The organism is Aestuariivirga sp., assembly GCF_047602625.1.
In the GTDB taxonomy this organism is placed as follows: domain Bacteria; phylum Pseudomonadota; class Alphaproteobacteria; order Rhizobiales; family Aestuariivirgaceae; genus Aestuariivirga.
The window spans coordinates 2,761,845-2,779,838 of sequence record NZ_JASGGV010000002.1 but is presented as its reverse complement, the minus strand read 5'-3'; the positions used below and the strand labels follow the sequence as shown (position 1 = coordinate 2,779,838).

The 17,994-nt window shown below is 63.4% G+C and carries 18 protein-coding genes; 8 read left to right on the top strand and 10 right to left on the bottom strand.

The window, feature by feature from the left end; translation table 11 throughout:
- From QM694_RS18830 to QM694_RS18815, 4 genes are read right to left on the bottom strand one after another with little or no spacing between them, the layout of a single operon-like run.
- Nucleotides 1-411, bottom strand: coding sequence for an ion channel (locus QM694_RS18830; protein ID WP_415008441.1), 411 nt, complete (start codon nucleotides 409-411; stop codon nucleotides 1-3).
- Nucleotides 408-764 carry a nuclear transport factor 2 family protein gene (locus tag QM694_RS18825; RefSeq protein WP_415008440.1) on the bottom strand — a complete coding sequence of 119 codons (357 nt, stop codon included), beginning with the start codon at nucleotides 762-764 and terminating at the stop codon, nucleotides 408-410. Before QM694_RS18825 ends, QM694_RS18830 begins: the two co-directional genes overlap by 4 nt.
- 3 nt (nucleotides 765-767) lie before the next feature.
- Nucleotides 768-2,165: a M20/M25/M40 family metallo-hydrolase gene (locus tag QM694_RS18820; protein WP_415008439.1), complete on the bottom strand. Its 1,398-nt coding sequence runs from the start codon at nucleotides 2,163-2,165 to the stop codon at nucleotides 768-770.
- Between the two features lie 2 nt (nucleotides 2,166-2,167).
- Nucleotides 2,168-3,571: a M20/M25/M40 family metallo-hydrolase gene (locus QM694_RS18815; protein ID WP_415008438.1), complete on the bottom strand. Its 1,404-nt coding sequence runs from the start codon at nucleotides 3,569-3,571 to the stop codon at nucleotides 2,168-2,170.
- Between the two features lie 71 nt (nucleotides 3,572-3,642).
- Here QM694_RS18815 and QM694_RS18810 point away from each other — a divergent pair, with 71 nt between their 5' ends.
- From QM694_RS18810 to QM694_RS18800, 3 genes are all read left to right on the top strand, one after another.
- The gene (locus QM694_RS18810) at nucleotides 3,643-5,196 is read left to right on the top strand and encodes an SLC13 family permease (RefSeq protein ID WP_415008437.1); all 1,554 of its coding nucleotides are present in this window, start codon (nucleotides 3,643-3,645) and stop codon (nucleotides 5,194-5,196) included.
- Complete coding sequence (locus QM694_RS18805) at nucleotides 5,189-6,214, top strand: universal stress protein (RefSeq protein ID WP_415008436.1); 1,026 nt, start codon at nucleotides 5,189-5,191, stop codon at nucleotides 6,212-6,214. The genes QM694_RS18810 and QM694_RS18805 overlap by 8 nt, the downstream gene beginning before the upstream one ends.
- A 78-nt stretch (nucleotides 6,215-6,292) precedes the next feature.
- Nucleotides 6,293-6,931, top strand: a complete 639-nt coding sequence (locus tag QM694_RS18800; protein WP_415008435.1) for a glutathione S-transferase family protein — start codon at nucleotides 6,293-6,295, stop codon at nucleotides 6,929-6,931.
- An 11-nt stretch (nucleotides 6,932-6,942) separates the two neighbouring features.
- Here the strand turns inward: QM694_RS18800 and QM694_RS18795 are convergent, their stop codons facing one another.
- The 3 genes from QM694_RS18795 to QM694_RS18785 form a co-directional block, all read right to left on the bottom strand.
- On the bottom strand, nucleotides 6,943-7,635 hold the full coding sequence (locus QM694_RS18795; protein WP_415008434.1) for a hypothetical protein: 693 nt from the start codon (nucleotides 7,633-7,635) through the stop codon (nucleotides 6,943-6,945).
- 98 nt (nucleotides 7,636-7,733) lie between these two features.
- On the bottom strand, nucleotides 7,734-8,840 hold the full coding sequence (locus tag QM694_RS18790) for an Mrp/NBP35 family ATP-binding protein (RefSeq protein WP_415008433.1): 1,107 nt from the start codon (nucleotides 8,838-8,840) through the stop codon (nucleotides 7,734-7,736).
- A gap of 57 nt (nucleotides 8,841-8,897) precedes the next feature.
- On the bottom strand, nucleotides 8,898-9,512 hold the full coding sequence (locus QM694_RS18785) for a uracil-DNA glycosylase family protein (RefSeq protein ID WP_415008432.1): 615 nt from the start codon (nucleotides 9,510-9,512) through the stop codon (nucleotides 8,898-8,900).
- 133 nt (nucleotides 9,513-9,645) lie between these two features.
- On the opposite strand from QM694_RS18785, the gene QM694_RS18780 reads away from it, so the two are divergent.
- Nucleotides 9,646-11,142 (top strand): sensor histidine kinase, encoded by a 1,497-nt coding sequence (locus QM694_RS18780; RefSeq protein WP_415008431.1) that lies wholly within the window; start codon nucleotides 9,646-9,648, stop codon nucleotides 11,140-11,142.
- 48 nt (nucleotides 11,143-11,190) lie between these two features.
- Nucleotides 11,191-13,371 carry an EAL domain-containing protein gene (locus QM694_RS18775; protein WP_415008430.1) on the top strand — a complete coding sequence of 727 codons (2,181 nt, stop codon included), beginning with the start codon at nucleotides 11,191-11,193 and terminating at the stop codon, nucleotides 13,369-13,371.
- Here QM694_RS18775 and cobT read toward each other — a convergent pair.
- A complete protein-coding gene (gene cobT / locus QM694_RS18770; RefSeq protein WP_415008429.1) occupies nucleotides 13,339-14,394 on the bottom strand; it encodes a nicotinate-nucleotide--dimethylbenzimidazole phosphoribosyltransferase in 1,056 nt (351 codons plus the stop codon). The genes QM694_RS18775 and cobT overlap by 33 nt on opposite strands.
- Nucleotides 14,395-14,458: 64 nt before the next feature.
- On the opposite strand from cobT, the gene cobS reads away from it, so the two are divergent.
- The 3 genes from cobS (at nucleotide 14,459) to QM694_RS18755 (ending at nucleotide 16,148) form a co-directional block, all read left to right on the top strand.
- Nucleotides 14,459-15,277: an adenosylcobinamide-GDP ribazoletransferase gene (gene cobS, locus QM694_RS18765; protein WP_415008428.1), complete on the top strand. Its 819-nt coding sequence runs from the start codon at nucleotides 14,459-14,461 to the stop codon at nucleotides 15,275-15,277.
- A gap of 87 nt (nucleotides 15,278-15,364) precedes the next feature.
- Complete coding sequence (locus tag QM694_RS18760; protein WP_415008427.1) at nucleotides 15,365-15,838, top strand: TIGR02281 family clan AA aspartic protease; 474 nt, start codon at nucleotides 15,365-15,367, stop codon at nucleotides 15,836-15,838.
- A 70-nt stretch (nucleotides 15,839-15,908) separates the two neighbouring features.
- A complete protein-coding gene (locus QM694_RS18755; protein ID WP_415008426.1) occupies nucleotides 15,909-16,148 on the top strand; it encodes a DUF1289 domain-containing protein in 240 nt (79 codons plus the stop codon).
- Between the two features lie 3 nt (nucleotides 16,149-16,151).
- Here QM694_RS18755 and QM694_RS18750 read toward each other — a convergent pair whose 3' ends face one another.
- Both QM694_RS18750 and QM694_RS18745 read right to left on the bottom strand, forming a co-directional pair.
- Complete coding sequence (locus QM694_RS18750; RefSeq protein ID WP_415008425.1) at nucleotides 16,152-16,835, bottom strand: outer membrane protein; 684 nt, start codon at nucleotides 16,833-16,835, stop codon at nucleotides 16,152-16,154.
- Nucleotides 16,836-16,868: 33 nt separating this feature from the next.
- Entirely contained in the window at nucleotides 16,869-17,987 is a 1,119-nt protein-coding gene (locus tag QM694_RS18745; RefSeq protein ID WP_415008424.1) for an autotransporter outer membrane beta-barrel domain-containing protein, read from the bottom strand.
- Nucleotides 17,988-17,994 lie beyond the last annotated feature (7 nt).

Genomic DNA, 17,994 nt, shown 5'->3' with positions numbered 1-17,994 from the left:
TCAGGCGGTGCGGCGGACGAGCTCCACCATATAGGCTGTCGACCAGCCGAAGAGGAGAAAGCCGTTCGCCGCCGTCATGCCCGAGAGCAGCCGCCAGTCCGGCGGCAGGGTGATGTCGCCAAAGCCGACGGTCGTATAGGAGACGAGCGCGAAATAAAGCGAGGGCTCCAGCGTTTTGAACGCGCCGGTGAGCAGGAACACCACCGCCCACAGCCAGACATTGATCGAATGCACGAGCAGGATGAACAGCACCGCGAGGATGATCGCGCCGGTGTTGGCGAAGCGGTGCAGATAGCGGCGTTCAAAGCGCAGCAGCATATCGAAGCGCGTTGACAGCAGGTTGAACATCTCCGCCTGAATCGCCACGCTGATGGCGATGACCAGCGAGCCGATGGCGAGTTGAAAAATCACCGGTCCTCCACCTGAACCCTGCGGATCAGGCCATCCTCATCGAAGGTCACCGTCTCGACGCCAGAGCGCAGCGTCTGCTGGCCGGTGGTTTTCGAGGTGGCGGCGAGACGCCATTCCGAGCGCACCCTGTCCGGCGCCACCTGCTCCATCACATCGTCAACCGCCACCTGGTCGGGATATTCCGCGAAATAGCCGGACATGGCGGCGATGATGGCGCGGCGGCCCACCAGCACGCCGACGCCCGGCGAATGATATTCAGCGTCAGCGGAAAAGAACTTCGACACCTGCACCGGGTCATAGGCGTTGAGCTGCGCGTGATAGGCCTCAACCCGCGCCACAAGATCGCGCGCCATCGCTCACTCCGCCAGGGCACCCATGATCCTGATCCAGCTCCGGATGCCGCGCCGGAAACTTTCGAGATCATATTTCTCGTTGGGGCTGTGGATCGCATCATCGTTGAGGCCGAAGCCGACGAGGATCGAATCCATGCCGAGAATGTCCTTGAAGGAGCGGCAGATGGGAATGGAGCCGCCCGAGCCCATCAGCACCGTGTCGCGGCGGAATTCATCCTTCAGCGCCTTGGCCGCCTTGGTGATCAGCGGATTGTCCTCGCGGATTTCGGTGGCCGGGCTGCCGCCGCCGCGCCCCGAAAAGGTGATCTTGCAGTCGGCGGGCACATGCGCTTTGGCGAAGGCCTGAAACGCCTTCAGCACTTTCTTCGGGTTCTGCTTGCCGACGAGGCGGAAGGTCAGCTTGGCATGGGCGGTTGAAGGAAGAACCGTCTTGGTGCCGGCCCCCGTATAGCCGCCCCAGATGCCGTTCACCTCCGCCGTGGGCCTGGCCCAGATCTGTTCCAGAACGCTTTTGCCCTTCTCGCCCGCCGCCGCCTTGAGGCCGACATCGCCCAGGAACTTCTTGTCCGAGAACTTGAGAGACTGCCATTGCTTCCGGGTGGGCTTGGGCAGATCGGCCACGCCATCATAGAAGCCGGGGATCGTCACCCTGCCTGATTTGTCGTGCAGCGCCGCGATCAGTTTCGTCAGCACACGGATGGGATTCATGGCCGGGCCGCCATACATGCCCGAGTGAAGGTCAATGCGCGGGCCGGTGATGGTGATTTCCTCATGCACGAGGCCGCGCAGCCTCGTCGTGATGGCCGGCGTTTTGGCATCCCACATATTGGTGTCGCACACGAAGGCAGCATCGCAGGACAATTCTTCGCTGTTGGCTTTCAGGAACGGGATCAGCGAGGGCGAGCCGGACTCCTCCTCGCCCTCGATCAGGAAGGTGGCCCTGATCGGCAGCGATCCGGTGGCGGCGATCCAGGCGCGCGCCGCCTCCACGAAGGTCATGAACTGTCCCTTGTCGTCGGCGGTGCCGCGGCCATACATGCGCATCACGCCCCTGGCATCTTCCTTCACCGTCGGCTCGAAGGGCGGCGTCTTCCACTGGTCCAGCGGGTCGGCGGGCTGCACGTCATAGTGGCCGTAGAAGAGCAGATGCGGCGTCTTGGCGCTGGCGTCCTTCGGCGTGTAATGCGCCACCACCATGGGCCGTCCGGGCGTCGGCCTCACGCTGGCCTCAAAGCCCATCGCCTTCAGATCTTCCACGACCAATTCCGCCGCCTCCTGGCAATCGCCTGCATGGGCGGGGTCGGTGGAGATCGAAGGGATGCGCACGAGATCGAACAGCCGCGCCAGCCCCTGGTCGAAATCGAGCGCCGCGACATCGAGAACGGATTTCACATCGGCCATGGTCAAACCTTTCCGGAAAGTTCAGCGATAATGCGCGCCCAGGTGCGGATGCCCTTGCGATAGGACTCGACATCATATTTTTCATTGGGGCTGTGCACGCGGTCATCCTCAAGCGCAAAGCCCACCAGCAGACTGTCCACGCCAAGCCGCTTGCGGAAGGATTCCACGACCGGAAGCGATCCGCCGGAACCCACCTCGACGGCGGGCCTCCCCCATTCCGCGTTCAGCGCCACATGGGCGGCGGCGATATAGGGCGTGTCATTGGCAACGGTGATGCCGGAGCTGTCGCCGCCGAAATCCTGAAAGCGCGCCTTGCAGTCTTTCGGCAGCAGCGCTTTCACATGGGCGCGGAAGGCTTTGCGGATTTTCTTCGGGTCCTGTCCCGCAACGAGACGGAAGCTGATCTTGCCGGTGGCTTCCGATGGCAGCACCGTCTTGGAGCCGGCCCCGCGATATCCGCCATAGATGCCGTTCACCTCGGCCGTGGGCCTCGCCCACATCTGTTCCAGCGGTGAAAAGCCTTTTTCGCCCGCCGGGATTTTGAGGCCCACGTCGCTCAAAAATTTCTTCGGCGAGAATTTGAGCTTCGCCCATTGCTTGCGCTGCGCGGGCGTTGGCGGCTTCACGCCATCATAAAAGCCCCTGATGGTGACGCGGCCGTTCCTGTCGTGGAGGCCGCCGAGAATCCTGGCCAGCACCTTGATGGGGTTCACGGCGGCGCCGCCGTAATAGCCGGAATGAAGATCGATCCTCGGCCCGGTGATCGTCACCTCATCGCAGATGCAGCCGCGCATCATGGTGTCGATGGCGGGCGTCTTGGGATCCCACATGCCGGAGTCGCAGATAAACACGGAGTCGCAGGCAAACTCCGCCGCATTGTCCTTCAGGAAAAGGTCGAGATGGGTGGAATCGCCCTCCTCGTCACCCTCCAGCAAAACGGTGAGGCGGAACGGCAGTTGGCCATGGACCGCAAGCCATGCCCGGCTGGCTTCGAGAAACGTCAGGAGTTGGCCCTTGTCGTCGGAGGCACCACGGGCAAAGATGCGCTGCCTGCCGTCCTTCCCCGTCCTGATCTGTGGTTCAAACGGCGGCGTTTCCCACAGGTCAAGCGGGTCTGCTGGCTGCACGTCATAATGACCATAAAACAGGATATGCGGCGCATGGGGCTGGCTTTGCCCGGCAGGAGATTTTCCGACGACAACGGGCTGGCCCGTGGTCTCGCGGGTTTCCGCCTGCAAGCCCAGTTCGCCCAGCAGGCCCACCAGCCAGTCCGCCGCCTTGCGGCACTCGCCATGATATTTGGGATCGGTGGCGACGGTCGGAAAGCGGATGAGCGTGAACATGCGCTCAAGGCTTGCCTCAAAGCCTTTTTCCGCCGCTGCCAGCACGGGTTCAACGTCGGCCACGATCACTCCTGCCCTTCATGGAATCGGGCGCAGTTTCCCATGCTGACGGCGTGCGCCGCAAGGGTTACGCCATGACGGCAGCGCCTGCCTCCTTCTCGCTGGCGCGCGACAGCCTGCAGGCGCACCAGCCGCAAACCCGCATCGAGCGGTTCCGGCGGCGCGGCTACCAGCGTTACCGGCTGGTGATGTCGAACATCGACTTCGCCTTCCTGTGGCGGAAGCGCTGGTTCATCATCACCATGATCGTGGGCTTCACGCTGATGGCGCTGCCCACGCCTTCGGGCCTCACGCATCAGGGGCAGATCGTACTCTCCATGTCGATCATGGCGACGATGCTGTTCGTCTCGGAAGCCGTGCCGCTGCCCACCGTTCCGCTGCTCATCATTATCGGCGAGGTTCTGCTGCTGAAAGCCGATCCCACCGCCGTGGCGCAAAGCCTGATGACCGATTCCGTTCTCTTCATCATGGGCTCGCTGATGCTGGCGGTGGCCATCGTCAAGCAGCGGCTGGACAAGCGCATTGCCTGGTGGATCGTCCGCTTCACCGGCACCAACGTCTACTGGATTAGCTTCGGCATCACGGCGGTGTGCGGCACGCTGGCCGCCTTCATCGGCGAACATACGGTGGCGGCGATGATGCTGCCGGTGGGCGTCACGCTCATCACCCTCACCTCGAACGACCCGAAGAAGGTTCACAATCTCGCGGCGGTGATCCTGTTCTCGATTTCCTATGGCTGCTCGATCGCCGGTGTCGCAACGCCCTCCGGCGGCGCCCGCAACGCCATCATCATCAGCTACTGGAAGGATTTCTTCTACGATCCCGTCGATCCCGCCACCCGGCGCTATCTCATGGATTATGTGAGCTGGATCATCTACGCCTTCCCGATGTTCCTGATCCGGCTGCCCATCGTGGCGGCGCTGCTGATTTTCACCTTCAAGCCGGAGATGACGGATATGTCGCGCGCCATCAGCAGGCTGCGCACGCAGGTGTCGATGCAGGGGCCGATGCGCGGCTCGGAGCTGATGACAATCATCATCTTCCTCTGCACCATCCTGGGCTGGGTTGCCTTCTCGTCCAGCGTCGGCCTCGGCGTGGTGGCGATCTCGGGCGCGGCGGCGTTTCTCGTGTTTGGCCTGGTGCGCTGGGAAGACATCAATTCCGGCGTCAACTGGGGCGTCGTGCTGCTCTATGCGGCGGCAATCTCGCTGGGCGTGGAAATGAAATCGACGGGGGCCGCGCAATGGGTGGCCAGCAGCGTCATCGGCGGCATGCAAGCCATGGGAGCCGGCAGCGATTTCGGCTTCAATGCGGTAATCTCGCTCCTCACCATCGGCGTCTCCAACACCATGACGGCGGGCGCCGCGGTGGCGGTGCTGGCGCCCATCGTTCTCAAGACGGCGGTGGCAGCACACGAAGACCCGCTGAGCGCCGGCTTCATCATGGCGATCTCCTCGGCCTTCGGTTATCTCACGCCCGCCGCGCAGCCCGCCTTCACCATCATCTATGCGTCGGGCTATCTCAAGGGCTCGGACTTTTTCAAGATCGGCATCCGCATGATGCTGCTGTCGCTCGCCGTGCTGCTGCTGATCGCCACCTTCTACTGGCCGCTGCTTGGCCATGGGTAAAAGGATCGCCAGCTTCTTCCGCCGCTCCACGCTCTCCGACCGGCAGGAGGCGGCGGTGCAGAAAACGCTGCAGCATCTCCGCGCCCAGCGGCGCAGCCGTTTCCGCATCCTCGCCTGCATCGACGGGAGCGAGGAATCCTTCGTCTCCGTCCGCGCCGCCGCCCGCATGGCGGTCACCCCGGATTGCGATATCATCATCCTCTATGTGCGGCCCATCGATACGGGCCTTCATTCCGGCGGCCTGCAGGTGCGGCTGGCCCGGCAGAACATGATGGAGGCGGGCTTCGAGCTTCCGGGCGTGCGCCATCTCAAGACGGCGCTCGCCATCCTTCAGGACGAAGGGATCGACACCACAGACTGGCCGCGCACCACCGAATATCAGGATGCCTGGAACGATCCGGCAGGTGACACCAAGGTCGAGTACAAGGAACCTGAAGGGCGGAGCGTCGTCCTCAAGCTCAAGACCGCGCCTGACGTGGCGAATGGCATTCTCGATCAATATGAACTCGGCCCCTACAATCTGATGATCCTCGGCGAACCTTCGCGCTGGCGGGGCGAAGTGCGCGCCTTCTTCGATGCCGGGATCGTGCAGATGATCACCACGCTGGCGCCCTGCTCGGTGCTGGTGGCGCGGCAGAGCCTCGAGAAGCGCGGCTATTTCATCTGCACCGATGGCACCTCGCGCTCCATGCAGGCGGTGCGGCGGGCGGCGGTTCTGGCGCATATGACGGGCGAACCCATCACGCTCTTTTCGGTGGCGACCACGCAAGAGGGCCGCGCGGCGGCGGAAGAAGCGGTGGCCAATGGCAAGGCTTTGCTCAAGGCGATGAAGATTCCGGTCGCCGAAACGAAAGTGGCAGTCGGCAGGCCGGATGAGGAAATCGTCGAGTCTGGCTCGCTCTACCGCGTCATTGTGGTGAGCGATGAGGGCCGCTCGCGGTTCCAGCGCCTGCTGCGCGGATCGCTGGCGACGAACGTGGTGCGCAAGGCGCGCACCTCGGTGCTTGACGTGCGCTAGGCGCAGATCGCGCCTCGCAATTGCCATGTTGCGCCAGCACTCAATTACAATCACAGTAACGCAAGGGATATGAAGGCCATGGCGGATTTCAAGCTCTATTGCTTCGCGGAATCAGGCAACGCCTACAAGGCGGCGCTGATGCTGGAGCTGTGCCGCCTCGACTGGGAGCAGGTATTCGTCGATTTCTTCAATGGCGAAACGCGGGCCGAACCCTACCGCAAGACCGTGAACGAGATGGGCGAGGCGCCGGTGCTCGTCCATGACGGCAAGACGCTCACCCAGTCTGGCGTCATCCTCGATTATCTCTCAAGCCTCACCCGCAAGTTCGGACCCAAGAGCGAGGATGAAGGCCGCGAGATCTGGCGCTGGGTGCTGTTCGACAATCACAAGCTCACCGCCAATCTGGCGACGCTGCGCTATCTCATCCAGTTCGCGAAAACCGGCGAAACGCCGGTCACCGAATTCCTGCGCGGGCGCTGCGTGAACGCGCTCAAGATCGTGGACGGGCATCTCATGCAAAACCATTTCATGCTGGGCAAGCGCGCCACCGTGGCCGATCTCTCGATGTGCGGCTATCTCTTCTATGGCGAGGAGCTGACCGTCCCGCTTGATCCCTACACGAATGTGCTGAACTGGCTGGACCGCATCAGGGCGCTGCCCGGCTGGAAGCACCCATACGATCTGATGCAGCGCGCCTATCCGCCCAAGAAGGCGTGAGGCCTCACGGCTTATGACGGAGACATGGCCTCGACATATTCGTTGAGGTGTTCAAGGTTCTCGAAGCGCATCCAGCCTTCGTCGGTTTCCGCTTCCACCGTGCCGTCCGAGAGAATGCGGGCCGGACGATTGTGGATGGTGCGTTCCTCGACCACGTAAAGCTGTTCGCCGCTGCTCTCCTCGGCCTCTTCCTCGTCTTCGGGCGCTGCCTCTTCGGCGGCAACGAGAGGCTCATTGGCTTCGGCATGTTCCGCAGGATCAACCTCTTCCACGGCCTCGGCCACCGCGACGGTTTCGGCGGCGGCGGGTTCATCACCAAACGCCTGGCGGATATTGCTCTTGGCCTGCTCCAGTGCGCGGATGGTTTCGGTGACTTCGGGAGAGACGTCGGGGGCCGTTGCGGCGGCTGCCGTCGCCACGGCGGCGGTCTCCGCCGCACGGCGGCCGAATTCCGGGATCGAAGCTGTGGCGGGCCGCGGTTCCGCCGTGCGGGCTGGCCTGGCCGGTACGCCGCCTTCAATTGCCGCGATCACGCCGCCAAGCCCGAACGACAGGATGCCGCCCACCAGCGCCGTCATCGCCACTTCCGGCGTGATGCCGAAGCCCGCCATCTCCCCGGAGGTTTTGGAGAAGAAAATCATCAGGCCAAGCGCCACCGCGGCGGCCGTCAACAGCACCCCCGCGATCATCATCAGTTTCGACATGGCGACCCTCCCCATCGGTCACAGGCGATTCGCCCACAGCCATTTTGCATTAACAAGCGTAATGATGGTTAATTTTTCCGCAAGGCTGGCGGTTCTCCTCAGTTTTCGACCACAATCCGTGGGGCCGCCCGGCCCAGATTACCACCTTCGATAGCGGCCCACACCTTTTTCGCGATATCCCGGTAAATCCCGGCGTGCAGCCCTTCCGGCACCGTGGCGGCCACCGGTTCGCCCCGGTCTGAGCGTTCGCGTACATCCTTGTCGAGCGGCACTTCGCCCAGGAAGGGAACGCCAAGCCGTTCCGCCTCCTCGCGCGCCCCGCCGTGGCCGAAGATCTCATGGCGCTCGCCGCATTTTGTGCAGATGAAATAGCTCATGTTCTCGACGATGCCGAGAACCGGCACATTCACCTTGCGGAACATGTTGAGGCCCTTGCGCGCATCGATCAGCGCCAGGTCCTGCGGCGTCGAGACGATCACCGCGCCGGCCAGCGGCGTCTGCTGGGCGAGGGTCAGTTGCGCATCGCCGGTGCCGGGCGGCATGTCGACGATCATCACGTCGGTCTCGCTCCATTCCACCTCGCGCAGAAGCTGGGTGAGTGCTGACATGACCATGGGACCGCGCCAGATCATCGGCGTATCTTCCGGCACCAGGAAGCCAATGGAAATCACCTCCACGCCGAAGCGTTTCATCGGCTTCATCTTCTTGCCTTCGGCGTCGGCCGCCTCGGGCTTGCCGTCCAGCCCGAACAGCTTCGGCATCGAGGGGCCATAGACATCGGCATCCAGCACCGCCACCCGGAGACCCAGGCTATGCAGCGCCAGCGCCAGGTTGACGGCGGTGGTCGACTTGCCGACGCCGCCCTTGCCCGAGGCCACCGCCACAATATGCTTGATGCCCGGCACGCCCTGCCCGCGCGGCGCCGCCTGCTGCGGCTGCGGGGCACGGCCGGGCGTGCGTTCGGCGGTGAGCGCGATCATCGCCCGCGACACGCCGGGGATGGCCAGCACCGCCTTCTCGGCGGCGGCGCGCGTGCCTTCCATTGCCTTGAGCTGTGCCGGATCGGTTGTCAGGGCAAACATCACCGAACCGCCGTCAATGGCGATATCCGACACGAGGCCCGCCGAGACGAGATTGCCGCGCCCGTCCGGCGCCGCGATCCGCTTCAGAACCTGCGTGACATCATCCTTGCTGACTGCTGCCATGTGTCGATCCTCAATTTCAGGCCGGAGATAGACCGGGGGGGCCAGGTGCGGCAAGGCCTACATCCTCAACGCCACTTCAGCACGCAGCACCGGCAGAAGCTCCGCCTCGAACCACGGGTTCCGCTTCAGCCAGCCGCTGTTGCGCCATGAGGGATGCGGCAGGGGAAACAGCATCGGCGTCCGCGCCAGCCCCTGCCGCCAGTTGCGCACAGTGTCATCCACTTTGCCCGCCCAATCCTTCCCCATGTGCCAGCGCATCGCGTGGGAACCCAGCAGAATGATCAGGTCAATCTGCGGCATGGCGGCCATCAGGGATGCGCGCCAATGGGCGGCGCATTCAGGCCGGGGCGGCAGGTCGGCGCCATCGGCGGTGAGGCCGGGAAAGCAAAATCCCATCGGCACGATAGCAATCCTGCTATTATCGTAAAATTGTTCTGAACTTACATTTAGCCAGTTGCGCAGGCGGTCACCGGAAGGATCGGTGAAGGGTGCGCCCGACGCGTGGACGCGCGTGCCCGGTGCCTGCCCGGCAATCAGAATACGCGCGGTTTTGCTGGGCCTGAGCACGGGCCGCGGCTCATGCGGCAGCGGCTTGCCGCGCGGCTTCTCCACGCAGATGCGGCACCGCGCGATGTTAGTGAGTAATGTCTTAAGCGCCGGGGACTTGGCCATTCCGTCAAAACTATCTTCAATTTGAGCAACCCCGAAAATCCCCCTTTAGGAACACCAGACGTAGCTTGCTTCAAATTTGGTGCAACCCGGATGGGACTGGGGTGGTGGGATGAACCAGGATAACGCGGCTCAAATGATGCTGGACAGGCAGAACTTCAAGCCAGACCAAACTGCCGGAGACAAATCCGGCCTGCCTGCGGGCGACGATATTCCGTGGCAGCGCCAGCTGGTCGGCATGTTCGTGCGCAACCAGCTTCAGGTCGCGCCGGCCATGCCCATTCTCGGCCTCCTGCTGGTGTTCACCAGTATGCTGTGGTCGAAGCCGATCGTCTCCATCTGCTGGTTCCTCGCGGCAATCATCTGCCAGGGCGTCCAGTGGTTCCTGTGCCAGAACTACGACAAGAAGCAGAGGACACCCATCGAGCAGAGCGACTGGATCGGCATGCTGGCGGCATCTGAACTGCTGCTGGCCATGTGCTGGTGCCTGCCGCTGTTCATCTTCTGGAACACCGCAAGCACCACGCAGCAGATCTACCTGATCGCGCTGGTGATGGCGGCCATCCCTGTGCGCCTCCTGATCGTCAACAACTTCATGCCGGTGCTGATCGCCGGAACGGGCATGCTGACGGTGGGCATTGTGGCGCGCTGCGTGACGGCGCCCGAACCCATTTATCTGGCGCTTGCCGGAACGATCATCGCGCTTGAGGTGTTTTTCCTGATGGTGGCGCGCAACCTGCAGGAAACGGCGCGCGACATGCTCATCTACAAGGCCCAGAAAGATACGCTGATCGAAAATCTGCAGGGCGCCATGGCGCGCGCGGAGGACGAACGCCGCAAGGCCGAAGAGGCGAGCCGCGCAAAATCGGCATTCCTCGCCACCATGAGCCACGAGTTGCGCACGCCGCTCAACGCCATCATGGGGTTTTCGGAAATCCTCAAGCGCGAGATGTTCGGGCCGCTGCATGTGCCCGCTTACCGCAACTACGCCGACGACATTCATCATTCCGGCCATTACCTGCTGGCGCTGATCAACGATATTCTCGATCTCTCCCGCATCGAGGCGGGGCGGCGCGAAGTTCAGGAAGAACCCGTCAACATTCTCATCGCCGTCGAGGAGGCCAATCACCTCGTGCTCATGCGGGCGGTGGAGAAGAAGCTCGATGTCCGCGTGGATGTCCCGGCGGCCTTGCCCAAGGTGCTGGCGGACAAGCGCGCCGTGAACCAGATCATGATCAACCTCCTCTCCAACGCCATCAAGTTCACGCCGGCGGGCGGCAGGATCAAGGTTGCAGCCGGCCGCACGCCATCGGGCGGAGTCAGCATCAGCGTGTCCGACAATGGGCCAGGCATCCCGCCGCAGGAAATCGAACTGGCACTCGGCGCGTTTTCACGCGGCAGCTATGCCAAGCGCAAAGCCATTGATGGCGCGGGCCTTGGCCTGCCGATCGTCAAGGGGCTGATGGACGTGCATGGCGGAGACATCGAAATCCGCAGTGAAGCGGGCACGGGCACCGAGGTTACCGTGACGTTCCCGGCCAAGCGGGTTCTCGACGGGCCGCGCGGCGAGGTCATGGCAGCACCTTCCATAGCGTCAGAAAGCCAGCGCAAACTCATTGCGATCACTGGTTAAATTCCCTCGCAATCTCCCAGTGATCGTTAATGTTTCCGGCGTAGTGTGATGCTCCATTCACAAAGCTCGACCATGCCGGAAAGCAAGCCCTTCGTCACCGATTTCGGACTGAAAGTGTTCCTGCCGACCCTGGCGGCAGCGGTGGGCATGGCCTTGCTGCTGCTCTATCTGTTCAATTCGATTTTCCAGGAAACCAACAATCTCGACGATGCCTATGCCCGCCGCGCCGCGGCGGCCGCGGTGATGTCGTTGCAGGAGCAGCTCGAGTCCACCGTGCAGGACAACGCGCGCTGGAACGATGCCGTGGAGCACAGCTACGGCACAGCGGACCAGGAGTGGCTCGCCTATAACTGGACCGTCGATGACAACCAGACCCTCTATGACGCCGTCTTCGTGGTTGATCCGGCGGGCAACACGGTGTTTTCGTCCGAGCGCAATCTCAGCCCGGGGATCCGCGACGCCGTCACCAACTATATGGATCCCGATATCTCGCTGCTCCTGGGCAAGCTGCCCGCGCGCGGCGGGGCATTTGCCAAGGCGTCCGGGCTCGTCGGCAGCCGCCAGGGCGTGAGCGTGGTTGCAGTCGCCACGATCGTGCCGAACAGCAGCGACGTCGCCATGCCGGATGCCCCCACGCTCAGGCTCGTTCTGGTGCGCACGCTGACGCCACGCGTCTTCGAAAAGCTGGCCAAACAATTCGTGCTGGATGGCCTGCATCTCCAATCCACGGCAGAACTTTCGCAGACAGCCCTCGATATTCACTCCCCGTCCGGGCAGACCCTCGGCACGCTGGCCTGGAATGAACGCAGCCCCGGCTGGGCGCTCCGCACCAAATACGCGAATATCGTATGGTCGGCGATCACCCTGTTCCTGGCCATGGTCGGCGCGCTCATCTATATCTGCTGGCGCGGGTTCCGGCAGGCGCATGAAAACCGCGCCGAAGCGGTATCGGCCTCGCTCCGGGACGAGTTGACGGGGCTCGCCAACCGCCGCCACCTGATGACGGTGCTGGCCGAAAAACTTGCCGACGCCCGGCAATCGGGCGGCGGTCTGTCGGTCGTCTATGCCGATCTCGACGGCTTCAAGGAAGTAAACGATTCCTACGGGCACGAAATTGGCGACCAGCTCCTAAAAACGGCAGGCCGGGGTTTTGCCGCATTGGCTGTGGATGCCGACATGGTGGCGCGGCTGGGCGGCGATGAATTTGCCATGATCGTGTCGGGCCCCAATGCGGCGGGGCGGGCGCGTAAGATGGCGCAGGCAATGATCGCCTTCGTGGCCGAACCGCTGATGCTGGAGCATGAGGTCACCGGGGTGACCATCAGTGCCGGAGTGGTGGACGCCACCCACGACGATGCCGACATCGAGGAGGTTCTGCGCCGCGCCGATGTCGCCATGTACGCGGCCAAGTCCGCGGGCCGCAACCGCCTGCACAGCTATGATCCGGCGCTCGACTGGAAACGCGAAGAACATCGCGCCATCGCCCGCGAACTGCGCGAGGCGATGGATACCGGTACGCTGAACGTCGCCTATCAGACGATTATCGATGCGCGCACGCGCCGGACGGTGGGTGTAGAGGCGCTCGCACGCTGGCCCAATTCGGACGGGCGGCATTTTGGCCCCGAGATTTTCGTGGCGGTGGCGGAACAGTTCGGGATGATCCACGAACTGGGCCTCATGGTGATGCGCCAAGCCTGCCACGATGCCGCCAGATGGTCCAATATCTTTGTTTCGGTCAACGTCTCGCCGATCCAGTTTATGAACCCGGCCTTCGCCGAAACCGTCGAGAAGGTGCTGCGCGAGACAGGCCTCGATCCACACCGGCTTGAGCTTGAAGTCACGGAAAGCGTGATCATCAGCAACGCCGACCGCGCCGCCGCCATCATCGAGCGCCTGCACAATATCGGCGTTTCGCTGGCGCTCGACGATTTCGGCACCGGCTATTCCAGCATCGGCCATTTGCGCCGGTTCAAATTCGACAAGCTGAAGATCGACCGCTCGATGGTGGCGGACATCCTGCACCAGCCCGCCGCACTCCGCCTCGTGCAGGGCACCATCGCCATGGCGGATGCGCTGGGCATGCGGGTCACCGCCGAAGGCGTTGAGGACGAGCATCAGGTTTCGGTCCTGCGCCTCGCCGGATGCAGCCAGTTCCAGGGCTATCTGTTCTCGACGCCGAAGCCCGCCGCCGAAATTTCAGCCGCACACATCGAGCGCCAGTCGGCCTAAGAACTCCTTGCCGCTCACGCCAGCGCTCTCGAAGGTCGCCATGTCGTTGTGAAGGTTCACGGCCGCCTTCACCAGGCCTGCCGCCATGGCCGCACCTGAGCCTTCGCCCAGACGCATGCCGAGATCGAGGATGGGCTTGAGCCTCAGCTTCTCCAGAAGCGCCCGGTGCGCGGGCTCGGCCGAGACATGGGCAGCCATGCAATGATCGAGCGCATCATCGCGCATGGCGAAGAGGATGGCTGAGGCGGCGGTCGCCACATAGCCGTCGATCAGCACCGGCACATTGCGCAGCCGGGCGGCCAGAACCGCGCCCGTCATGGCGGCGAGTTCGCGCCCGCCGACCCGGCGCAGCACCTCCAGCGGATTGCCGAGGTGTGCGCGGTGCAGCGCCACGGCACGGCGCACGGCATCGGCCTTGCGCGCCAATCCGGCGCTGTCGACGCCCGTTCCCGGCCCCACCCAGTCCTCAGGCTTGCCGCCGAACAGGGCATGTGAAATCGCCGCCGCGATGGTGGTGTTGCCAATTCCCATTTCACCGATACACAGCAAATCCGCGCCTTCGATGGCCTCCATGCCATAGGCCATGGTGGCCGCACAGTCGGCCTCGTCCAGCGCCGCATCCTGCGTAATGTCGCGGGTGGGATGATCGAGCGCCAGCTCAAACACCTTGAGGCCGAGGTCAAAGGTCTTGCAGATCTGGTTCACGGCGGCGCCGCCGCCCTGGAAGTTCGCCACCATCTGCGCCGTCACGGCCTGCGGATAGGCCGCCACCCCTTGCGCCACCACGCCATGATTGCCCGCGAATACCGCCACCACCGGACGCTCGATCCGGGGCGGATAGCGATGCTGCCAGCCCGCCACCCATTCCGCCATCTGCTCCAGCCGGCCAAGCGCCCCCGGCGGCTTGGTCAACCCCGCATCATGGGCCTTGGTTTTGGCGATGGCCTCCGCATCCGGCCCCTCGATGGCATTCACAAGGTTGCGAATATCGTCGAACGGCAATCCGTTTGATGCATTTGTCATTTTGCGGGAACACTCCTATTCACAGGGCATTATCTCATCACAGGATTCGGACGGCGCGCGCAACATGAGCGACGAGTTTGAGCTTTCCAGCGAAGGCCGCCGGGGTTTCCGTCCTTTTGCCGAGTTTCTGGTCGCCCTGCGCTTCCTCACGCGCCTGCCGGTGCCCTTCATCCGCACGCTCGATCCACCCTCCCTTGCCTCCTCGATGGGCATGTTCCCGGTGGCGGGCGCGGTCGTCGGGGCGCTGACGGGCGCAGTTCTGGTGCTGGCGGCCTTTGCACGGTTGCCAGACTATTTTTGCGCGGCGCTTGCTTTGGGCGCGGGCGCGCTGATCACCGGCGCGTTGCATGAGGATGGGCTGTCTGATGTCGCGGATGGTTTCGGCGGCGGGGCGACGCGCGAGCACCGGCTTGACATCATGCGTGACAGCCGCATCGGGGCCTATGGCGCCATGGCGCTGATCGTCGTCACGCTGGCGCGGGCTTCGCTCTATGTGGCGCTGCTCGATGCGCCGCCGCTCCATGTTCTCGGCCTCATGGCGGCGGCGGCAGCCTTTTCGCGCGCCCTGATGGTGGACCTGTTGTGGGCCACCCGCCCCGCCCGCACCGATGGGCTTTCGGTGATGGCCGGAAGGCCCAGCCGCAACACCACGCTGATCGCCCTGGCAATCGGCGGCATCGGGGCTGGCGTGGCGGGCGCCATGATGCTGGTGCCGGCTGCAGGCCTCGGCGCGCTAGTGGCCGCCGGCGTCGCGGTCGCCATGGTGCGCGCCCTGGCGATGCGCAAGATCGGCGGGCAGACCGGCGATGTCTGCGGCTCCGCGCAAATCCTGGCCGAAACGGCGATGCTCGCCGTCTATGCGGCAACCCTTTCTTTACCGTGATGAAAAGGGTGAACGCCCCGTTCACCATTCCTTGAATTCGTGCCGTCCAGTCTCGGGCCAGACCGAACCGCACAATGGACGCCCGCCATGCGCCTGCCCTTGCTGCCGCCTTTCCTCGCCTGCGTCATGCTCGCCGCCGGCGGCTTTCCGCCTGCCCATTCCGATGACGCGCTGCCGGAATTGCGGTTGATGTCGGCGACGGAGCTCAAGGCCGGCACCAACGGGCATTTCGTGACGCGCGCCGAGATCAACGGGTCAGATATCACCGTGCTGGTCGACACCGGCGCATCCGCCGTGGCGCTCAGCTATGAAGATGCGGAGTCGGCCGGGCTTCATCCCGGCAATCTCGATTTCAATATTCCTGTGCAGACGGCCAATGGCACGGCGAAGGCCGCCAGCGTCAAGATCGACCGCATCGAGATCGATGGCGTGAAGGTCGAGGATGTCGATGGCATGGTGCTGCCCGAAGGCGCACTCCACGGCACGCTGCTGGGGATGAGCTTCCTGTCCCGCCTGTCCAGCTTCAAGGTCGAGGATGGCGTCCTCTATCTCAAGGACTAGTCGCGTTCAGGCGATCAAGTGGCGCTTGCAGGCTTCTGCAACGGGCGGGCTTACCTAGATTCAAGACGTGATGAACGCATCCTCCCATCCCGCCATCGAAACGCCCTGCATCAAGGTGTGCGTGATCGATCCCGAGACCGGCTTCTGCATCGGCTGCGGGCGCACGGGCATGGAGATCGGAGGCTGGCTGGGGCTTTCAGCCGATGAGCGCCGCGCGATCATGGCGGCGCTGCCAGAGCGTGTGTCCACCCTCACGCAGCGCAAGACCCGGCGCGGCGGCAGGCGCGGACGGTTGGGTGCGGCGGGTTAAAGGCTAGAACCTGAAGTTCATGCCTGCACGCGCCACGTGGAAATGGTTCTTGCTGGTGATGTCCATGTCCGCGTCCTCATAGACATCCTGGCTCTGCATCTTCACGTAAAGATATTCACCGAACACGGTAACGCTGTCCGACAGGGCATATTCAAGCCCGGCACCCGCCGTCCAGCCCATGCCGGTGTTAGATTTTGAAAAATTGTCGGTCCCGTCATCGAGGTTCGTCTTCGTGTGGGCGTAGGCCAGGCCGCCCGTTGCGTAGACAAGCACCTGGTCATTGAAAACAAAGCCCGAGCGGAGGCGCGTGGTGCCAAACCAGTCAATGCGCTGGCCAGCATTGGCGTCGGTATCGTCATCATGGATGGTCAGGCGGCCATCGATGTGGGCCCACTGCAGGTCTGACACGATGCCGATGAGAAAGCCGGAGCCGGGATCGTTCCAGTCGTAGCCAATCTGCCCGCCGGCCATGAACCCGCTGGACGTGACGTCGACCGATGCGGGATCCCCGTCAATGGTGCCGCGCAAATCCACCCGGCCGCCGCCATAACCGCCGTTGATGCCGGCGTAGAAGGCGCTCCAGTCGGAAACCGGCGCAGGGCCAGGGCCTGATGAACCATAATCGGCCGCCGCAGCAGGAGCCGCCATCACCACGGCTGCTCCGATCAAAGAAACAAAGTAACGCATGTCCACCCTCGCATTCCTGGCGCGGGGGAAATCCTAAATTTTCATGGTTAAGTTTCTGCTAAGCCGCCCGGTCAGAACTGGATCGCCAGATTCTGCTTCGCCGGAATAGGTATTGAGATCCTTGTTCAGGAGGCCGCCCGCCTCGGCCGTCAGGGCCAGTTGCGCATTGCTGCCAAAGCCGAAGTTCAGGCCCAGTTGCAGGCGCAGGTCGGCGTTCGGATCATTGCTTGCCTTCAAGCCATCAGGCTTGGTGCGGCTCAGGAAGGTGTAATCGAGCGCCGCACCGGCCCACGGCTCCATCGTCGTCTTGTCGGAGAGGTGAAGCGTCTTGCCGATCTGGATGCTGGGCGTGAGGGCAGCGGTCTGAACCGTCTGATCGTTGACCGGCCCCGACTTGGCGTCCATCCACTCCTTCGAATAGCTCAGGCTGACGGCGGGGGTGAAACGCCAGTTGTCCTTGTACCAATAGCCGGTGATCGCGCCTGAGGTCTGCCAGCGCGGGCCTTCATAGCGCACATCGCCGCTCTGCTTCGTGGTAATGTCCGAAAGCAGCGTGTTGGCCGAAAACACGATGTTGTCGGTCAGCATGATGCCGAGATAGGCGCCGCCGCCCACGCCGCTCGAACGGGTATCCACGGAATCGCCGTCGTAATGAGACGCTTCAACCGATCCGAGGAGGCCCAGCGTCACCTTGCTGGTGAGCTTGTAATCGATTCCGAGCAGGCCGTTGAACAGCGGCCCGTCGAGATCGAAGTTTCGCTCGCCATTATCGTTCCAGGTATATTTGCCGTCGAGCCAGGTGTTCCACTTCGGGCTGGGCGCTGCGGCCGGAACATCGGCCGTCGGATCAATGTGAATGCCGTTGCCGCCCACCAGGCGCTGCAAGGCCTCGTCCTCGCTCAGGCCCGTCATGCCGGCGGGCATCATCTCGTCAGGCCCCAGGCCAAAGCTGGTGGCGAGCGCGCGGGAGACGGCATCATTCAGATGAATCTGCACCTCGCGGCTGTTCTGCTGGGCGGTGCATCCGGCGGGATAGCTGTAATTGGGGCGGTAATCGCCATCCCAATAGCGGCTGGGCGTATCGCAATCCGCGTAGGCGGCGGCAGGCGCCGCCACAAGCAATCCGGCGGCAATCAAAAAACGCGTGTTCATCCCAAAA

Excerpts from the sequence above, each read along its gene's own strand:
- QM694_RS18825 (WP_415008440.1), bottom strand. The coding sequence starts at position 764 with ATGGCGCGCGATCTTGTGGCGCGGGTTGAGGCCTATCACGCGCAGCTC.
- QM694_RS18820 (WP_415008439.1), bottom strand. The coding sequence starts at position 2,165 with ATGGCCGATGTGAAATCCGTTCTCGATGTCGCGGCGCTCGATTTCGAC.
- QM694_RS18810 (WP_415008437.1), top strand. The coding sequence starts at position 3,643 with ATGACGGCAGCGCCTGCCTCCTTCTCGCTGGCGCGCGACAGCCTGCAG.
- QM694_RS18805 (WP_415008436.1), top strand. The coding sequence starts at position 5,189 with ATGGGTAAAAGGATCGCCAGCTTCTTCCGCCGCTCCACGCTCTCCGAC.
- QM694_RS18800 (WP_415008435.1), top strand. The coding sequence starts at position 6,293 with ATGGCGGATTTCAAGCTCTATTGCTTCGCGGAATCAGGCAACGCCTAC.
- QM694_RS18795 (WP_415008434.1), bottom strand. The coding sequence starts at position 7,635 with ATGTCGAAACTGATGATGATCGCGGGGGTGCTGTTGACGGCCGCCGCG.
- QM694_RS18790 (WP_415008433.1), bottom strand. The coding sequence starts at position 8,840 with ATGGCAGCAGTCAGCAAGGATGATGTCACGCAGGTTCTGAAGCGGATC.
- QM694_RS18785 (WP_415008432.1), bottom strand. The coding sequence starts at position 9,512 with ATGGCCAAGTCCCCGGCGCTTAAGACATTACTCACTAACATCGCGCGG.
- QM694_RS18780 (WP_415008431.1), top strand. The coding sequence starts at position 9,646 with ATGATGCTGGACAGGCAGAACTTCAAGCCAGACCAAACTGCCGGAGAC.
- QM694_RS18775 (WP_415008430.1), top strand. The coding sequence starts at position 11,191 with ATGCTCCATTCACAAAGCTCGACCATGCCGGAAAGCAAGCCCTTCGTC.
- cobT (WP_415008429.1), bottom strand. The coding sequence starts at position 14,394 with ATGACAAATGCATCAAACGGATTGCCGTTCGACGATATTCGCAACCTT.
- cobS (WP_415008428.1), top strand. The coding sequence starts at position 14,459 with ATGAGCGACGAGTTTGAGCTTTCCAGCGAAGGCCGCCGGGGTTTCCGT.
- QM694_RS18760 (WP_415008427.1), top strand. The coding sequence starts at position 15,365 with ATGCGCCTGCCCTTGCTGCCGCCTTTCCTCGCCTGCGTCATGCTCGCC.
- QM694_RS18755 (WP_415008426.1), top strand. The coding sequence starts at position 15,909 with ATGAACGCATCCTCCCATCCCGCCATCGAAACGCCCTGCATCAAGGTG.
- QM694_RS18750 (WP_415008425.1), bottom strand. The coding sequence starts at position 16,835 with ATGCGTTACTTTGTTTCTTTGATCGGAGCAGCCGTGGTGATGGCGGCT.
- QM694_RS18745 (WP_415008424.1), bottom strand. The coding sequence starts at position 17,987 with ATGAACACGCGTTTTTTGATTGCCGCCGGATTGCTTGTGGCGGCGCCT.